The sequence below is a fragment of the Limnohabitans sp. T6-5 genome (genome assembly GCF_003063315.1).
GTDB lineage: Bacteria > Pseudomonadota > Gammaproteobacteria > Burkholderiales > Burkholderiaceae_C > Limnohabitans_A.
Genome location: NZ_NERV01000003.1, coordinates 107,334 through 123,591, shown reverse-complemented (window position 1 = coordinate 123,591; position 16,258 = coordinate 107,334). Strand labels below are relative to the sequence as shown.

General features: G+C 59.8%; 16 protein-coding genes. 6 read left to right on the top strand and 10 right to left on the bottom strand.

The features are described from left to right. Nucleotides 1–2 precede the first annotated feature (2 nt). Together B9Z51_RS12490 and B9Z51_RS12485 are read right to left on the bottom strand one after the other, a co-directional pair. Nucleotides 3–677: a response regulator transcription factor gene (locus B9Z51_RS12490; protein ID WP_108375229.1), complete on the bottom strand. Its 675-nt coding sequence runs from the start codon at nt 675–677 to the stop codon at nt 3–5. Nucleotides 678–866: 189 nt separating this feature from the next. After that, nucleotides 867–1,370 (bottom strand): MarR family winged helix-turn-helix transcriptional regulator, encoded by a 504-nt coding sequence (locus B9Z51_RS12485; protein ID WP_108375972.1) that lies wholly within the window; start codon nt 1,368–1,370, stop codon nt 867–869. A gap of 141 nt (nt 1,371–1,511) precedes the next feature. Here B9Z51_RS12485 and recA point away from each other — a divergent pair, with 141 nt between their 5' ends. The 4 genes from recA to B9Z51_RS12465 all read left to right on the top strand — a co-directional run bounded on the left by recA (nt 1,512) and on the right by B9Z51_RS12465 (nt 4,701). Continuing rightward, the gene (gene recA / locus B9Z51_RS12480) at nt 1,512–2,630 is read left to right on the top strand and encodes a recombinase RecA (protein ID WP_108375227.1); all 1,119 of its coding nucleotides are present in this window, start codon (nt 1,512–1,514) and stop codon (nt 2,628–2,630) included. A gap of 23 nt (nt 2,631–2,653) precedes the next feature. Beyond that, nucleotides 2,654–3,154 (top strand): recombination regulator RecX, encoded by a 501-nt coding sequence (gene recX / locus B9Z51_RS12475; protein ID WP_108375225.1) that lies wholly within the window; start codon nt 2,654–2,656, stop codon nt 3,152–3,154. Between the two features lie 221 nt (nt 3,155–3,375). Beyond that, nucleotides 3,376–4,314 (top strand): delta(1)-pyrroline-2-carboxylate reductase family protein, encoded by a 939-nt coding sequence (locus B9Z51_RS12470; protein ID WP_108375223.1) that lies wholly within the window; start codon nt 3,376–3,378, stop codon nt 4,312–4,314. A gap of 42 nt (nt 4,315–4,356) precedes the next feature. Continuing rightward, complete coding sequence (locus B9Z51_RS12465; protein ID WP_108375221.1) at nt 4,357–4,701, top strand: RidA family protein; 345 nt, start codon at nt 4,357–4,359, stop codon at nt 4,699–4,701. A gap of 9 nt (nt 4,702–4,710) precedes the next feature. Here the strand turns inward: B9Z51_RS12465 and B9Z51_RS12460 are convergent, their stop codons facing one another. Further along, nucleotides 4,711–5,610, bottom strand: coding sequence for a LysR substrate-binding domain-containing protein (locus B9Z51_RS12460; RefSeq protein WP_108375219.1), 900 nt, complete (start codon nt 5,608–5,610; stop codon nt 4,711–4,713). Between the two features lie 130 nt (nt 5,611–5,740). Here B9Z51_RS12460 and B9Z51_RS12455 point away from each other — a divergent pair, with 130 nt between their 5' ends. Then, entirely contained in the window at nt 5,741–6,721 is a 981-nt protein-coding gene (locus B9Z51_RS12455; RefSeq protein ID WP_108375971.1) for a tripartite tricarboxylate transporter substrate binding protein, read from the top strand. A gap of 5 nt (nt 6,722–6,726) precedes the next feature. Continuing rightward, entirely contained in the window at nt 6,727–8,151 is a 1,425-nt protein-coding gene (locus B9Z51_RS12450) for an amidase family protein (protein ID WP_108375970.1), read from the top strand. A 1,027-nt stretch (nt 8,152–9,178) separates the two neighbouring features. Here the strand turns inward: B9Z51_RS12450 and gap are convergent. The 7 genes from gap to B9Z51_RS12415 form a co-directional block, all read right to left on the bottom strand. Further along, complete coding sequence (gap, locus tag B9Z51_RS12445; RefSeq protein ID WP_108375969.1) at nt 9,179–10,177, bottom strand: type I glyceraldehyde-3-phosphate dehydrogenase; 999 nt, start codon at nt 10,175–10,177, stop codon at nt 9,179–9,181. A 203-nt stretch (nt 10,178–10,380) separates the two neighbouring features. After that, nucleotides 10,381–11,205, bottom strand: a complete 825-nt coding sequence (locus B9Z51_RS12440; RefSeq protein ID WP_108375217.1) for a carbohydrate ABC transporter permease — start codon at nt 11,203–11,205, stop codon at nt 10,381–10,383. Continuing rightward, nucleotides 11,202–12,080: a carbohydrate ABC transporter permease gene (locus tag B9Z51_RS12435; RefSeq protein WP_108375215.1), complete on the bottom strand. Its 879-nt coding sequence runs from the start codon at nt 12,078–12,080 to the stop codon at nt 11,202–11,204. The genes B9Z51_RS12440 and B9Z51_RS12435 overlap by 4 nt, the downstream gene beginning before the upstream one ends. 19 nt (nt 12,081–12,099) lie before the next feature. Continuing rightward, nucleotides 12,100–13,443, bottom strand: a complete 1,344-nt coding sequence (locus B9Z51_RS12430) for an ABC transporter substrate-binding protein (RefSeq protein WP_108375213.1) — start codon at nt 13,441–13,443, stop codon at nt 12,100–12,102. After that, entirely contained in the window at nt 13,440–14,564 is a 1,125-nt protein-coding gene (locus tag B9Z51_RS12425; protein WP_108375211.1) for an ABC transporter ATP-binding protein, read from the bottom strand. Before B9Z51_RS12425 ends, B9Z51_RS12430 begins: the two co-directional genes overlap by 4 nt. Next, nucleotides 14,551–15,279, bottom strand: a complete 729-nt coding sequence (locus B9Z51_RS12420; protein WP_233254954.1) for a cytochrome b561 domain-containing protein — start codon at nt 15,277–15,279, stop codon at nt 14,551–14,553. Before B9Z51_RS12420 ends, B9Z51_RS12425 begins: the two co-directional genes overlap by 14 nt. Then, complete coding sequence (locus B9Z51_RS12415) at nt 15,276–16,199, bottom strand: SMP-30/gluconolactonase/LRE family protein (protein WP_108375209.1); 924 nt, start codon at nt 16,197–16,199, stop codon at nt 15,276–15,278. Before B9Z51_RS12415 ends, B9Z51_RS12420 begins: the two co-directional genes overlap by 4 nt. Nucleotides 16,200–16,258 lie beyond the last annotated feature (59 nt).

Sequence of the window (16,258 nt, the reverse complement as noted above, 5' to 3'; positions counted from 1 at the left end):
CCTCAGCCCGGGATTTTCTCGAGGCAGTAACCCAGACCGCGCACCGTGGCGATGCGGATGGGGCCTTTTTCGATTTTTTTGCGCAGGCTGTGGATGTACACCTCGATGGCGTTGTTGCTGACCTCTTCGCCCCACTCACACAGGCGCTCGACCAGCTGGTCCTTGCTGACCAGGCGACCGGCGCGTTGCAGCAGCACCTCCAGCAGGCCCAGTTCACGGGCAGACAACTCGACCATCTTGCCGTCGATGGTGGCCACGCGCCCCGATTGGTCGTAAATCAGCGGGCCATGCTTGATTTGCGAGGTGGCCCCGCCCATGCCGCGGCGGGTCAGGGCGCGCACGCGGGCTTCCAGCTCCTGCAGGCTGAACGGTTTGGCCATGTAATCGTCGGCACCCAAATCCAGGCCCTTGACGCGCTCTTCCACGCTGTCGGCAGCCGTCAAAATCAGCACTGGCAAAGTCGACCCCCTGGAGCGCAGCCGCTTGAGCACTTCCAGCCCGTGCATTTTGGGCAAGCCCAAATCCAGGATCAGCAAGTCAAACTCGTTGTTGGTCATCAGCGCCGCATCGGCTTCGCTGCCGCTGGCCACATGGTCCACGGCGGCGCCGGCATTGCGCAAAGTGCGCAATAAACCGTCTGCAAGCACCTGATCATCTTCGGCAATGAGAATTCGCATGGCTGTCTCCTGTTTTTTGTTGCAAGGTGCTACCCCAATGGGGGTGTATATCGGACTGTTTGAGATTCTAGTGTCTGGCGTGATGATTATTCACCGCGTGCAGTTGTGGGTGGGCGGGCAAATATCGGGGACTTTACAGCCGAGCTTGCGGTTTTTTTGTGAGCCTTCAGCTTCAGCCCAAACAAGCCTTCAAATCGCATAGGCTTCCAGTCCCAAAGCCACCACCGTGGCCACATCTTGCCCCACAGCCTCTTTGAATTCGGCTTCGGCTTGCGCCACAGCCTCCTTGAATGCCTGCAGCCAAGCCAGCCCCACGGGCGTGAACACCACGCGTTTGGCCCGGGCATCCAGGTGATCGGGCGTGCGCTCCACCAAGCCCCACGCGGCGCACTGGTCCACCAAGTTCCCCATGGCCTGTTTGCTCATGCCAGCGGCCTTGCACAAGTCGGTCAGGCGCGAACCATCGAGTGCCAGGTGCCGCGTGATGTGCACATGCGCTGCGCTGATTTGATCGCGTGCGGCCAGATTGGCCAGGGCCAGCGGTACACCGTCATTGCCCGCCATCAGCTTCAAAACGCGTTCATCAAATCGCCGCATCGCGTGCCCCAACAAGCGCCCCAGATGGGTTTCGCGCCAGCGGTCATCGGTGGATTGGAGGGGGTCCTGTGATTCAGAAAAGGTCAATTCAGCCATGCCCAAATAGTAAGGCAAACTGACCAAAAATAGTGTTTACAGCTTTATACAGCTCGTTTACAGTACTGTTCACGCATCCAGTAAATAGCCAATTCCGGCAGAAGTGGATGCCCCAACCCATTGATATTCAAGGAGATTTCCATGAGCGAAGCCAACACCGAAAAAGCCAAAGCCCTGCAAGCCGCCCTGGCCCAGATTGAAAAACAATTCGGCAAAGGCACCATCATGCGCCTGGGCGAAGGCGAGGTGATCCAGGACATCCAGGTCGTCTCCACCGGCTCGCTCGGCCTGGACATCGCCCTGGGCGTGGGTGGTTTGCCTCGTGGCCGCGTGATCGAAATCTACGGCCCGGAATCGTCGGGTAAAACCACGCTGACCTTGCAGGTGATCTCTGAAATGCAGCGCCTGGGCGGCACCTGCGCCTTTGTGGACGCCGAACACGCGCTGGATGTGCAGTACGCACAAAACCTCGGTGTCAACCTGCAAGAGTTGCTCATCAGCCAGCCCGACACCGGCGAGCAGGCGCTGGAAATCGTCGACAGCCTGGTGCGCTCCGGCGCGGTGGATCTGGTGGTGGTGGACTCTGTGGCCGCCCTGACCCCCAAGGCTGAAATCGAAGGCGACATGGGCGACAGCCTGCCCGGTTTGCAAGCCCGTTTGATGAGCCAGGCCCTGCGCAAGCTGACCGCCACCATCAAGAAAACCAACTGCACCGTCATCTTCATCAACCAGATCCGCATGAAGATCGGCGTGATGTTCGGCAGCCCCGAAACCACCACCGGCGGCAATGCGCTCAAGTTCTACGCTTCGGTGCGCCTCGATATCCGCCGCACCGGGACCATCAAGAAAGGTGACGACGCGATTGGCAACGAAACCAAAGTCAAAGTGGTCAAGAACAAGGTCGCGCCTCCCTTCAAGACTGCCGAATTCGACATTTTGTTTGGCGAAGGCATCAGCCGCCAGGGCGAAATCATCGACATGGGCGTGACTGCCAAAGTCATCGAAAAATCCGGTGCCTGGTATGCCTACCAGGGCGAAAAAATTGGTCAAGGTCGGGACAACGCCCGTGAATTCCTGCGCGAAAACCCCAGCCTGGCGTTTGAGATCGAAAACAAAGTGCGCGACTCCCTGGGCATTCCCCTGCTCGCGGCAGACGCCAACGCCCCCGTCGTGAAAGAAGAAAAAGCCCCGAAAGCGGCCAAAGCCGCGAAAGAACCCAAAGAAGCCAAAAGCGCTGACGCCAATGACGTGGTGGCCTGAGGCCCCCCCAAAAGGACGGCAACGTGAGCCAGCACCACGGGTCATATGACGAAGAAAAACCCCCAGCGAAAAAGGCTGCGGGGTTCCAGCCTTCTCTCAAAGGTCGCGCCTTGCGGCTTTTGAGCCAGCGTGAACATTCGCGCCATGAGCTGGAACGCAAGCTCGCACCGCATGAGCAAGCGCCGGGCGAACTCGCCAAAGCCTTGAACGAGTTGCAGGCGCGGGATTTCATCAACGATGACCGAGCCATCGAATCGGTGGTGCATCGCAGGGCTGGCAAATGGGGCGCGGCCCGAGTCAAGCAAGAACTCGCTGCCAAAGGTCTGTCCGGCGAGGCCGTGGCTGAGGCCCTGGCCGGTTTGCGCGACACCGAACTGAGCCGCGCACAAGAGGTCTGGCGCAAAAAATTTGGCTGCCCCCCGGCAGACCCTCATGAACGCATGAGGCAAATCCGCTTCCTGATCACCCGGGGCTTTGCCGCCGAGGTGGTTCGGCGCGTTGTCCGGGGCTGCGAAGACGAATGAAATAGGTGGGGCGGACATCACAAAGTCCTCTGAAGACTCTGTCGATGTCTTCAGTGTCTGCGGAAATTCCAAAACCTTCGGTGCGCTGGCTCACCCAAGCCTTTGCACCCAAGTTGCGGGTTGCATCTCCAGGTTGCACTGGCGCAGTCATCGGGCCAGCACATGGCCGAGGTCTTCGACCTATGACAATGCACAACATGTTGTTCTTCACCTGAAGCCCCATGAGCGCCATCCTGACCCCTGAACAAACTGCCCAGGCTTTGCCTTATGCCTTGCTGGCCAGCGAAATCGAAGCCTTGTTGCAAGACCCCAGCGTGCTTGTGCCGCCACGCATCGTGCAGGCCCTGCACGGCGGTGGCAGCCTGTTCGTGATGCCCGCAGCCGATGCCCGGGTGGCCATCACCAAGCTCATCAGCTTCATCCCCGGCAATGCCCAGCGCGGGCTGCCCACGATCCAGGGCGACATCGTGGTGTTTGATGTGCTCACGGGTCAGCGCCTGGGGCTTCTTGATGGCCCCACCGTCACGGCCCGGCGCACCGCCGCCGTCTCGTTGCTGGCCGCGCAAAAACTGGCCGCCCGCCGCGATGGCCCCATGCTGATCGTGGGTGCGGGCGTGCAGGGCAAAGCGCATCTTGAGGCTTTTCACCAAGGCCTGGGTGTGCAAGATTTTTGGGTCGCCTCACGCCATCCCGCCAGCGCCAATGCGCTGGTCGCGCACGCCCGTTCACTCGGCCTGCAGGCGCGGCGCGTGGATGACCCCAATGCTGTTTTGTCCGACTGCCCGCTGGTAGCGAGCACCACTCCAGCCCAGGAAGTGGTGTTGACGACAACGCCCAGAAATGATGCCTTTGTGACCGCAGTGGGTGCTTTCACGCCCCGCATGCTGGAGTGGTCAGCCGAGGTTTGTCAGCACCTCGCGCGCATCGGCACCTTGGTGGTGGACACGCGTGACGCCGACCACGAGGCGGGCGATTTGCTCCAAGCGGGCATCGATGTCAGCGCCCTGCCCACGCTGGCCGATGTGGTCGGTCAAACCGCACGCTGGCAACACGCCCACCCGCCTCCAGATGGTCCGGTGTTTTTCAAAAGCTGTGGCTGGGCTGGCTGGGACTTGGCAGCGGCCCGTTGCATGGCCCAGGCACTCGCACGCCAGCACTGAGGCGCTACGATGGCGCCTTTTACAACCGCAAAGGAGACACCCATGGTTCAACGCATCGACATCGGCGCACGCATGTCTGAAGCCGCCATCCACAACGGTACGGTTTATCTGGCCGGTCAGATTGCCGAGGACGCAAGCCAGGACATTGCCGGACAAACCCGACAAGTGCTGGCCGCCATTGACGCCTTGCTGGCCAAGGCGGGCAGCGACAAATCCAAAATTTTAATGGCCCAGATCTTCCTGAAAGACCTGAACGATTTCGCGGGCATGAACAGCGTGTGGGACGCCTGGGTGGTCCCCTTTCACACACCCTGCCGCGCCACGGTGCAGGCCCATCTGGCCAAACCCGAGTGGAAGCTTGAAATTGTCGTGACGGCGGCTGTTTAAAGAAGACGGTCAGCGCTTGGCGCTGGCATGGATCGCGTCGGTCAGGCAACGCGCCAGATAGGACGCTGCCGGTGTCAACGGCACATCGGGCTGCGACAGCAATACGAGCTCAAGGTCTGGCGGCTGCATGCACTCGGGCACCTCGACGAGATCACGGCTCTCCATCTGGCCCAGCAAAGGCGAGGGCATGACACTGACCGCATCAGACTGGCGCACCAAGGTCATGGCCGCCATGGCATCACAACGCGTGATTTGCTCAGGCGCAAGCACGCCAGCGCGAGTGAACATGGCCAGCAACTCCTCGTCCAGGCCATGCGAGAAGGGGCCAGGCAAGACCCACTCCAGTGCCACCAGTTGTGCGGGCATCGGTTGCGACAACACCGGATGGCCTGCTCGCACCACCAATTTTTGCTGTTCTTTGCGCAAATGCGTGGCCGAAAACTCTTGTGGCGACACATCGCCCGTGTCGGCCACGATGGCAAAGTCGATCGTGCCATCGCGCAAACCGGGCAAAACCCGTGTCACCAGGCCCTCCACCACACGCAGTTCTATGCGGGGATAGCGCTTGCGGAACCAACGACAAGCCTCACCCAGCACGGTGAGCATCAGGTAAGGCGTCAGGCCCACACACACCGAGCCCTCGTCCTGGCCCCGGGACTGGCGCAAATCGTCCTCGGCCAAAGCCATTTGGCGCAGCACCAGACTGGCCCGGGCATGCAGCCGTTGTCCGGCCTCGGTCAGGACCACGCCCCGCGATTGGCGCACCAGCAAGGCGACGCCAGCCTCTTCTTCGAGCAGACGCAATGACTTGGTCAGCGCCGCCTGCGTCAGGTGGCTCGCGCGCGCAGCTGCCCGGATACTGCCTTGATCAACCACCGCGACCAAGGCCTGGAGTTGGTGCAATTTCATGTGCAAGCTTTCATCGTCATCCCAATCACTAGACAACTAGCAGTTGTCATGATGAAATTTTATCGTCTTATGGTTTTCTCTCTGGCTGTCTACGATGCGCCAAACCACCCCCATACAGAGAGGAGACAACATGCGCGCTTTTCCATCGATCTCATGGCTGCTGACCACGGTGTTGGTCCTGTGTCCTGTGGCTTTTGCCCAAACCTATCCCAGCAAACCCATCACCATGGTGGTGCCTTACCCCGCAGGGGGCCCGTCCGATTTCGTGGCGCGGCAAATGCAGACGGACATGGGCAAATCTCTGGGCCAGCCTGTCATGGTGGACAACCTCGGCGGTGTGGCCGGAGCCTTGGGCGTGCAAAAAATGCTCAACGCGCCAGCCGATGGTTACACCGTCACGCTGGGCAGCCCACTGGAGCTGATCATCACACCGCTGACGCTGTCGACCGTCAAATACACACCTGCTGACTTCAAGATGGTGGGGCAAATCGTGCGTGCACCGATGGTGCTGCTGGCCCGCAAAGACTTGCCCGCCAACACCGTTGAAGAATTGATGGCACTGGCCAAAACGCCCGGTGCCAAACCACTGTCTGCGGCCAACACCGGCACAGGCAGCATGTTCCACCTGGTCTCTGAAAAGTTTTCCCAGCAAACACGCATACCGCTGATCCATGTGCCCTACAAAGGCGGCGCACCCGTCATCACGGACTTGATGGGTGGCCAGATTGACCTGTCGTTCGCCATTTTTGCCGGCAGCATTCCGGGCTTGATCGCTGAAGGCAAACTCAAAGCCATTGGTCTGACGACCAAGGACAAGCTGCCGACTTTTCCTCACTTGACCCCCTTGGCCAGCCTGCCCCAGTTGCAGGGCTTTGAATTCAATTCCTGGGCAGGCATCCAAGTGCCCAAAAACACCCCCGATGCCATCAGTGCGCGGCTGAACAAAGCCGTTTACGACGCCCTGCAAAACCCGGAAATACGCAAAGCCTTTGAGGCATCTGGCAACACGGTGGTCCCCCCTACATCCCTGGCCGATCTGGACAAGCAGCTCAAAGCCGAAGTCGAACGCTATCAGGCCATTGCCAAGTCCATCAATCTCCAACCTCAGTGATGCCCATGAGCACCGAACTCTGGCAACTGAGCGCCACCGACCTGGCCGCACGCATTGCGCGCCGGGAGACCACCGCACGCGCCGCCACCGAAAGTGTGCTGGCGCGCATCGACGCCATCAACCCCTCACTCAAAGCATTGCCTGATGTGATGCACGACGAGGCCCTGAAGGCCGCTGACGCAGCAGACCAGGCCCAGACCGCAGGCTTGCAGCTGGGTGCACTGCACGGCGTGCCTGTGACCATCAAGGTCAATGTGGACACTGCAGGCCGACCCACCACCGACGGCATCGTGGCGGCCCAAAACAACGTGGCACAGAGCGACTCGCCACTGGTGCAAGCCATGCGCCAAGCGGGCGCGGTCATCGTGGCCCGCAGCAACACCCCAGCGTTTTCACTGCGCTGGTTCACCGACAACGATCTGCATGGACGCACGCTCAACCCGTTTGACGCCACGCGCACACCCGGTGGCTCCAGTGGCGGCGCAGCGGTGGCGGTGGCCACGGGCATGGGCGCGATCGCCCACGGCAACGACTACGGCGGCTCGGTGCGCTACCCCGCATGGGCTTGCGGCGTGGTGGGGCTGCGCACCACCGTCGGGCGCGTGCCTTCTTACAAGGCCACGGGACCCAACCGCATGATCAGCAACCAGCAAATGTCCACGCAAGGCCCGCTCACGCGCACCGTGGCCGATGCCCGGTTGGCGCTCAATGTGATGGCCCAAGGCTCGCCCCTGGACCCGCAATGGGTGCCTGCACCGCTGCACTTTGCCAACAGCCAAGCCCGCACCAAAGTGGCCCTGTTCAAGCACCACGCCCAGTACACGGCCGATGCCAGCGTGGTGAACGCGCTGGAGCAAGCGGCCCGATGGCTGCAAGCAGCAGGTTATGAAGTTGATGAAGTCGAGCCACCGCATTTTGAAGAAGCCTCTGTGCTGTGGCAGCACCTGGTCTTCAACGACATGCGCCGGGGTGGCCAGCCCGCCATCGAGCAAATGGGCGACGCTTCTGTGCAGGCCGCACTGCACGGCTACCTCAAAGGCGTGCCAGTTTGGGACCGTGACGCGTATCTGGACGCCTTGACCCGACGCTTCAGCATCGCACGCGATTGGGCTGTGTTCCTGGACCAATACCCTGTACTGCTGATGCCCAACAGCTGGGAAAAGCAGTTCCCCATTGACGACGACACCCGCTCACCCGCACGCATGGGTGAGATGCTGCGGGCCCAGAGCCCCTTGCTGTCAACCGCCATGCTGGGCTTGCCCGGTTTGTCGGTGCCCACGGGCATGGCAGGAAGCTTGCCTGCGGGCGTTCAGCTGGTGACGGGGCGCTTCCGCGAAGACCAGGCCTTGACCGCAGGCGAGGTCATCGAAAGCGCAGCCAACTTCTCGGTGCTGGCGCATTTGAGCGTCGGCGCAAGCCCAAGCTTTTAATTTGTAGTTTGTAGTTTGTAGTTTGTAGTTTGTAGTTTGTAGTTTGTAGTTTGTAGTTTGTAGTTTGGTGGTCAAAGACCCCGACATCTGCCTTAACACCACCAGCGCATGTATTGGCCTTGGCTGAAAAAAATACCCACCTGTGCATGAACTCACCCTAGCGCCGAACCAACCTCCACGTCGGACTCTTCGAGTGCCAACCTACGCGGGGGCGGCACTGTTGTAGGTCGGTGGTCGAAGACCCCGACATCTGCCCGTACGCCACCGGCGCATGAATTGGCCTTGCCTGAAAAAAATACCCACCCGTGCATGAACTCACCCTAGCGCCGAACCAACCTCCACGTCGGACTCATCGAGTGCCGACCTGCGCAAAGGCGGCACTGTTGTAGGTCGGTGGTCAACGACCCCGACATCTGCCCGTACGCCACCGGCGCATGAATTGGCCTAGGCTGTCAACCACCCACCTGTGCATGAACTCGACCTAGCGCCGAACCACCCACCACGTCGGACTCTTCGAGTGCCGACCTACGCGGGGGCGGCGATGTCGTAGGTCGGTGGTCGAGGACCCCGACATCTGCCCTTACGCCACCGGCGCATGAATTGGCCTTTGCTGAAAAATACCCACCTGTGCATGATTTCGCCATAACGCGGAACCACCCACGTCGGACTCATCGAGTGCCGACCTGCGCAAAGGCGGCACTGTTGTAGGTCGGTGGTCGAAGACCCCGACATCTGCCTGAACACCACCGGCGCATGAATTGGCCTTGGCTGTCAACCATCCACCTTTGCATGAACTCGAACTAGCGCCTAACCACCCACCACGTCGGACTCTTCGAGTGCCGACCTACGCGGGGGCGGCGATGTCGTAGGTCGGTGGTCGAAGACCCCGACATCTGCCCGTACGCCACCGGCGCATGAATTGGCCTTGGCTGAAAAAAGTTACCCACCTGTGCATCAACTCGACCTAGCGCCGAACCACCCATCACGTCGGACTCTTCGCGTGCCGACCTGCGCGGGGGTTGATGGGTCAACGGCCGACCACGCGCGCCATTTCCAGGCACTTGTTGGAGTAACCCCACTCGTTGTCGTACCAGGCCACCACCTTGATGAAGGTGCTGTCCAGCGCGATGCCCGCGTCGGCGTCAAAGACGCTGGTGCAGACTTCGCCACGGAAGTCGGTCGAGACCACTTTGTCGGTGGTGTAGCCCAGCACGCCCTTCAAAGCGCCTTCGCTTTGCGCTTTCATCTCGGCGCAGATTTCGGCATAGGTGGCGGGGGTGTCCAGCTCGGCCGTCAGGTCCACCACCGACACGTCAGAGGTGGGCACACGGAACGCCATGCCGGTCAACTTGCCCTTGATGGCGGGGATCACCACGCCCACCGCCTTGGCTGCGCCCGTGCTGCTGGGGATGATGTTTTCGAGAATACCCCGGCCACCGCGCCAGTCCTTGTTGCTGGGGCTGTCCACGGTTTTTTGGGTCGCGGTGGCGGCGTGCACGGTGGTCATCAGGCCGCGCTTGATGCCCCACTTGTCGTTGAGCACCTTGGTGATGGGCGCCAGGCAGTTGGTGGTGCAACTGGCGTTGCTGATGATGGCTTGCCCGGCATAGCTGTCATGGTTCACACCAAAAACAAACATGGGGGTGTCGTCCTTGGATGGCGCAGACATCACGACTTTCTTGGCGCCTGAGGCCAAATGCTTGCCAGCGCTGTCCTTGTCCAGAAACAGGCCTGTCGATTCGATTACCACATCAGCGCCCACTTCGTTCCACTTCAGGTTGGCCGGATCGCGCTCTTGCGTCAGGCGAATGCGCTTGCCGTTCACCACCAGCGTGCTGCCGTCGACGGTCACCGTGCCCTTGAAGCGACCATGCACGCTGTCGTATTGCAGCATGTAAGCCAGGTACTCGGGCTCCAGCAAGTCGTTGATGCCGACAATCTCGACATCGTTGAAATTTTGCACCGCTGCACGCAGCACCATGCGGCCAATGCGGCCAAATCCGTTGATACCGATTTTGGTGGTCATGTGAGTCTCACTTTCATTGCATGTAGGGTTGGCGACCGTCTCCATCCAAGAAACGGTCGATGTAACCATCGTATGCGAATTTATGAAACTTTGTTACATAACCAAAGGTGTATACGGGTTTGTTCTGGTTTTGTAACTACAGCACCCCGCCAGACTTTCCAGTCTTGATCGGCCCTTTGAGGGTCGTCATTTCTTGTCAGTGTTCATCCTTTGACAGCACCAGCCGTCAGGCCTGTGATGATTTGGCGTGCCGCGATGAAGGTGAAGATCAGCGGCGGAATGGCAATCAGGCTGGTCATGGCCATGACCTTGCCCCAGTCAACACCCAGATCGGTGATGAAGAGGCTGGCCGCCACGGGCAGCGTACGCGTTTGTCGATCGGTCAGAACCAGTGCCAGGATGAACTCATTCCAGGCGATGCGGAAAGTAAAAATCGAGGCCGCAGCCAAGCCGGGGGCCATCAGCGGCAGCAACACCTTGGTGAAGATCTGGAACGGCCCACAGCCGTCAATGGCGGCGGCTTCTTCCAACTCAATGGGCACCTGCAGCACAAAGCCGTAAAGCAGCCAGATGGTGAACGGCAGGTTGACGGCCACATACAACAGCACCAGCCCCCACAGGCTGTTGACCATGTTCCACTCGTTCCAGATCAGAAACACCGGAATGGCCAGAACAGCCAGCGGCACCGTGCGCAGCAAGAGCGTGGTGTAAGCCACGGCTTGACGGCCCGGAAACCGGAAGCGGGCAAGCCCATAAGCCGCCATGCAGCCCAGCACCAGGGTGATCAATGTGGACACAATGCCCACAAACAAGCTGTTGCCCAAGTAGCGGTCGAGCTTGTCTTCTTCGATCACGGCCCGGTAGTTTTCCAGTGTGGGCATGAAGATGAAGTTCAATGGCTCGGCAAAGATGTCCACTTGTTGGCGCAAGCTGGTGGTGAAGATCACCCAGATGGGTGCGATGCACAACAAGGCCAGAAAAATCAGTACACCGTAATGGGCGACAGCCATCCACCATGGGCGCTTCATTGGGGCTCTCCTTTCATCGGGTTCGAAAGGCGCAAGGCGGCCCAACTCAGGGCCGTGACTACCGCCAAGAGCAAAATGCTGATGGCTGCGGCAACGCCCAATTGCTGTCCTACGAACGCGGTCTTGTAAATGTGAAGTGAGAGAATTTCGGTGCTGTCACCAGGACCGCCGAAGGTCAAAACGTAAATCACCTCCAACACCCTGAAAGCATCGATCAAACGCATCATCAAGGTGATGGCAATGACGTGCATGACCATGGGCAACTTGACCCAAAAGGTTTGTTGCCACCAGTTGGCACCGTCCATGCGCGAAGCTTCCATCACCGAGTTGTCGATGCCCGCCAGGGCCGCAATCATCATGATGAAGACAAAGGGCGTCCATTGCCAAATGTCGGCAATCACAATCGCCATGAAAGCCAATTGAGGGTCAGCCAGCCAGGTTTGCGCGCTCAGGCCCAGCAGCTTAAGCAGCGCGTTGGCCAGCCCAAATTGCGCATCAAAGATGTAGCGCCAGGTCAGGCCCACGGCGATGGGCGCGATCATCATGGGCAGGATGAACAGTGTCCTGAAGAAGGACATGCCCTTGACCGGTTTTTCCAGGGCCAGCGCCAGCGCAATGCCCAGCACCATTTCGGCGCTGACACACACGGCCGCAAACATCAGTGTGGTCATCAAACTGCTCCAGACCCTCGGGTTGCCAAAGGCCTGAACCACGTTGCTCCAACCCACCCACTTGGCCGAAGACCAAGGCGTGCCCATGGACCAGTCGTAACCCGCCAGGTGGAAAGCGGACAGCACGGGGTAAAGGCAGGCCGCTGCCATGACCAACACAGCAGGGCCAACATATGCGAACGCAATCCAGCGTGAGTTTTTCATGGCTGCGAGCAAGGCGTCATCAGATCTTGTAGCCAGCTTCGCGCATGATTGCGGTGACCTGCGGAACCATGTCGTTGAGCGCTTTTTCTGCGCTCTTCTTGCCCGTCAGAGCATCACTCAGGCCCACGCCCAGAGCTTGCACGTTGATGGTGTCCCAGACCGGAATGATGGGGCGCCAATCCGGTGCGCTGTATTTGAGGGCCTCGACAAAGGTGATGAACTCGGGGTACTTGCGCACCGCATCCTGGTCGCGCAAGGTGCTGTTGCGCATCGGGGCACCGCCCGCCATCGTCACCGCTTTGTCCTGTGCCTTGCTGGTGAGCCATTGCATGAGCAAAAAGCCGGCCTCTGCGTTTTTGGCATTTTTGGGAATGGCCAGTCCCAGGCCGCCGCTTTGGGAGGCACGGCGCATGCCTTTGGGGTGCAGGGCCCAGCTGACGTTGCCCACAATCTTGCTTTTGCTGGGGTCGTTGACCAGGCCTGCAATCGAGGTGCTGTCGAGGTACATGGCCGCTTGCCCTTGCAAAAAGGCCGTGTTGCTTTCGCCCTGGCCGTAGCCGGGGATGCCTGCGGGGCCGGTGGCAACCACTTCCTGCAAAAACTTGAGGGCCTCCACGCCAATCTTGTCGTTGAAGCGCGGCTGCCATTTGTCGTCAAATACGCTGCCGCCCAGGGGGTTGAGGTGCAGCAGCCAGGCGTGCACCACTTGGTGTCCGGCCTGACCCCGGCTGGCCAGGGCCCCGATGCCTTCCTTGTCCTTGAGGATGCGCAAAATTTTGCGGAAGTCGTCGTAGGTTTCGGGCGCTGAGAGGTTGTGCTTGGCAAAGATGTCGCGCCGGTAGGCCAGCACGCTGGTTTCGGCACCGTAGGGCAGGCCATAGAGTTTGGCGCCGGGGCCTGCCAGATATCCCTTGGGGCCACCCACCAGCCCCAGGTTTTCAAGGTAAATGGGGACAATGTCCTTCATGTCGTAGGTCGGGTCGGCCAGTGCCGGGTTGGCAAAAAAGGGCTCAAGCGGCTGAATCAGGTTTTTGGCCACGTATTCGCCTTTCCACATGACCACGTAGCAACCCAGATCGAAGTCGCCGGAAGGCTTGGCCATTTCGAGCAGCTGCTTTTCTTTCATGCGGCCCATGGCCAACTTGTCCACCTCGACCTTGATACCCGTCTCTTTGGTGAACTGGGGCAAGATTTTGAGCATCGCGTCGTAATGCGGATGCGCGGGCACGCTGAAGACCACGGTCTTGCCCGCATATTTGGCATAGCGGCTTTGGGCCTGCACGCCGCTGTAGGGCAAGGCCGCACCGAAGACGGTGATGGCGCCTGCTTTGAGTGCTTCGCGGCGGTTGGAAATGAAGGTCATGACTTGTCTCCTGTGGTGTTGGGAAATGAGGGCTGTCCTGGCTTCAGCGAAAGCCCTGTGGTGGCGTCGAAGACGTGCAGGGCCATGGGTTCGACCGTGAGGTTCAGGCCCTGGTGCAGCCGGTCTTTGGCATCGCCTTGCAAGACGGCGCACACCCGCTGGCCGGCGTCCAGGCGCCCCACCACTTGGCTTTCAGTGCCCAGGTACTCAACGACTTCGACTTTCATGCGAAGCCTGCCCATGTCGTTTGTCGGCAGCAGCATTTGTGGCCGAATGCCGAGCGTTAAGCGGCTGTCGGCGGACAAGGCTTGCGTCAGCAGCCAGGCTGGCGCAGGCACATCAAAGTCCTGCGTGCGAAGCACCGCTTGGCCATCCAGACTTTGCAGTCGCGCTTCAAAGAAGTTCATGGTCGGCGTGCCGATGAAACCTGCCACAAACAGGTTGGCAGGGTGGTTGAACACCTCGCTTGGCGTGCCCACTTGCTGGATGCGACCTTTGTCAAAGATGACGATCCGACTGGCCAGCGTCATGGCTTCAACTTGGTCGTGTGTCACGTACAGGGTGGTTTTGCCCAGGCGCTGGTGCAAGAGGGCCAGTTCAGCGCGCATGTGCCCGCGCAACTTGGCGTCCAGGTTGGACAACGGTTCATCGAACAAAAAGACCTGCGGTTCCCTGACGATGGCCCGCCCGATGGCCACGCGCTGACGTTGCCCGCCCGACAGTTCTTTGGGCTTGCGTTCAAGCAAGTGTTCTATGTTGAGGATCCTGGCGGCAGAGGCTACTTTGGCGCCGATTTCCGCTTGCGGTCGTCCTGCCAGGCGCAGCGCAAACGACAGGTTTTGCGCCACGTCCATGTGCGGGTACAGCGCATAGTTTTGAAACACCATGGCGATATCTCGGGCCATTGGGTGGGCCTGGGTAACATCCTTGCCGCCGATGATGATTTGGCCTTGAGTGACGTCTTCCAGACCTGCCACCATGCGCAAGGTGGTGCTTTTGCCGCAGCCCGATTCACCCAGCAACACGACGAATTCACCAGGACTGACCGACAGATTGAGTTCACTGACGACAGTGACATCGCCAAATCGTTTGACGAGGTTGCGTAGTTCAAGATTGGCCATGTTTTTGTGTATCAAACGGACGACGAATGCCCCAGCCAATCGGTGGGAGTTGGTTGCCGGGGTGACGCTTGTCCGTGCCCCAAATGGCCTGGTAGGTATCGATGCAGCGCCCCTGCCTTTGCCAGCGCCACGCCAGGCTGGCCAGCACAAGCCACCAGACCAGTAATACCAATGGCATCCAGCGCGGTGCATCGGCCAGCAGCAGACCCATGCCCATGACGGCCATGGCCGCCAACAGGCTCATCCATCCCAGTCCTTTGTGCACCCGCTCAAACCACCGCCTGCGCACGGTCATGTCGTAATGGTCGCCACGGTCTTGCTTGTCAGTGGGCCCGCCTTTCGTGCCACGCAGCAATCCACTCAGAATTTGCAAGCCGCCCAGAAACATCAGCAGCCAGCCTGCGTATCCGTGCAGACGTGCCAGAGGGCCCGCCTGGGTGGTGTGCTGCCACGCCACGGCGGCGCCCAGCGTTGCCAACGTCATACCCAAGCACTGCAATGCCCTGTGTGCGTGCCACCATATTTTGTTGTCCAGTCTGTCGGGCCAGTTTTGGGATGGGAGCACCTTGAAATACCGTGCCCATAAGGCCCCTGCTGGCAGCAAGATGGCCCAAGCCATCACCATCATTCGCGCATGCCAATACAGCCACGGCTCCAGTGAATGGCTGGACGCACCGCTGAGCGGCGTTGAGAGCCAATGCCAAATCACGCTCACACCGTGGCTCCGCGTGTATGCAAGCGAATGCGATACAAAGACGTGCTTGCACAAATGAACAGCTCATCCCCATGGGGGCCACCAAAGCAAAGATTGCCTACTTTTTCCGGCACCGGAATCACCCCCATTTTTGTGCCATCCGGGTGGAAAATTTGCACACTGTCCGCGCTGCTGGTGTAGACAAATCCGTGCCTGTCGACTCTCAATCCGTCAGCCAAGCCGGGGTTGATGTCGGCAAAGAGGCGCGCTTGACTCAAGGCCATGCCAGCGACCACATCAAACGCCATGATGTGGTGGTGTCCGCCACCGTCTTGGCGCATCGCTGCCGAGGTGTCACTGATGTACAGAACTTTTTCATCGGGCGAGAACGCCAGTCCGTTGGGCTCTTGCATGACCTCTGTGACGATGCTCAAACTGTGCGTATGGGGGCAGTAACGAAACACATGATTCGCGCCGATTTCGCTCTCAGCATGGTGCCCTTCCCTGTCTGAGAGGATGCCGTAAGGGGGGTCCGTGAACCAGATGGAGCCATCTGACTTCACCACCAGATCATTGGGGGAATTGAGCCTTTGTCCCTGGTAGCTGTTGACCACCACCTCATCTCCCAAGGCCTCACCCTGTGCGCCCAGACGCGTTCGAATGATGGCGCGCAATCCATGAGAACAGTGCAAGAGCGAACCGTCACGGTCCAGCACATGACCATTGGTGAATTCGGCCTCTTCTCGCCAAACACGCATGCCCGGGCCGGCTTGCCATGCCAGTATCCGATTGTTTGGAATATCACTCCAGATCAGTTCATCGCTTTGGGGCAACCAGACCGGGCCTTCGCTCCAAATGGCGCCGCTGCACAGACACTCCAGTGCACCGGCCCCTTGGGCAACCGGGGCCAGTCGGGTGTCGATGACTTGGAGCGAATTCATGCGGTTCAGACCCTTCAAAAATGTGTGTGGATCGTCCTTGATATATGAGTTACCGGTAA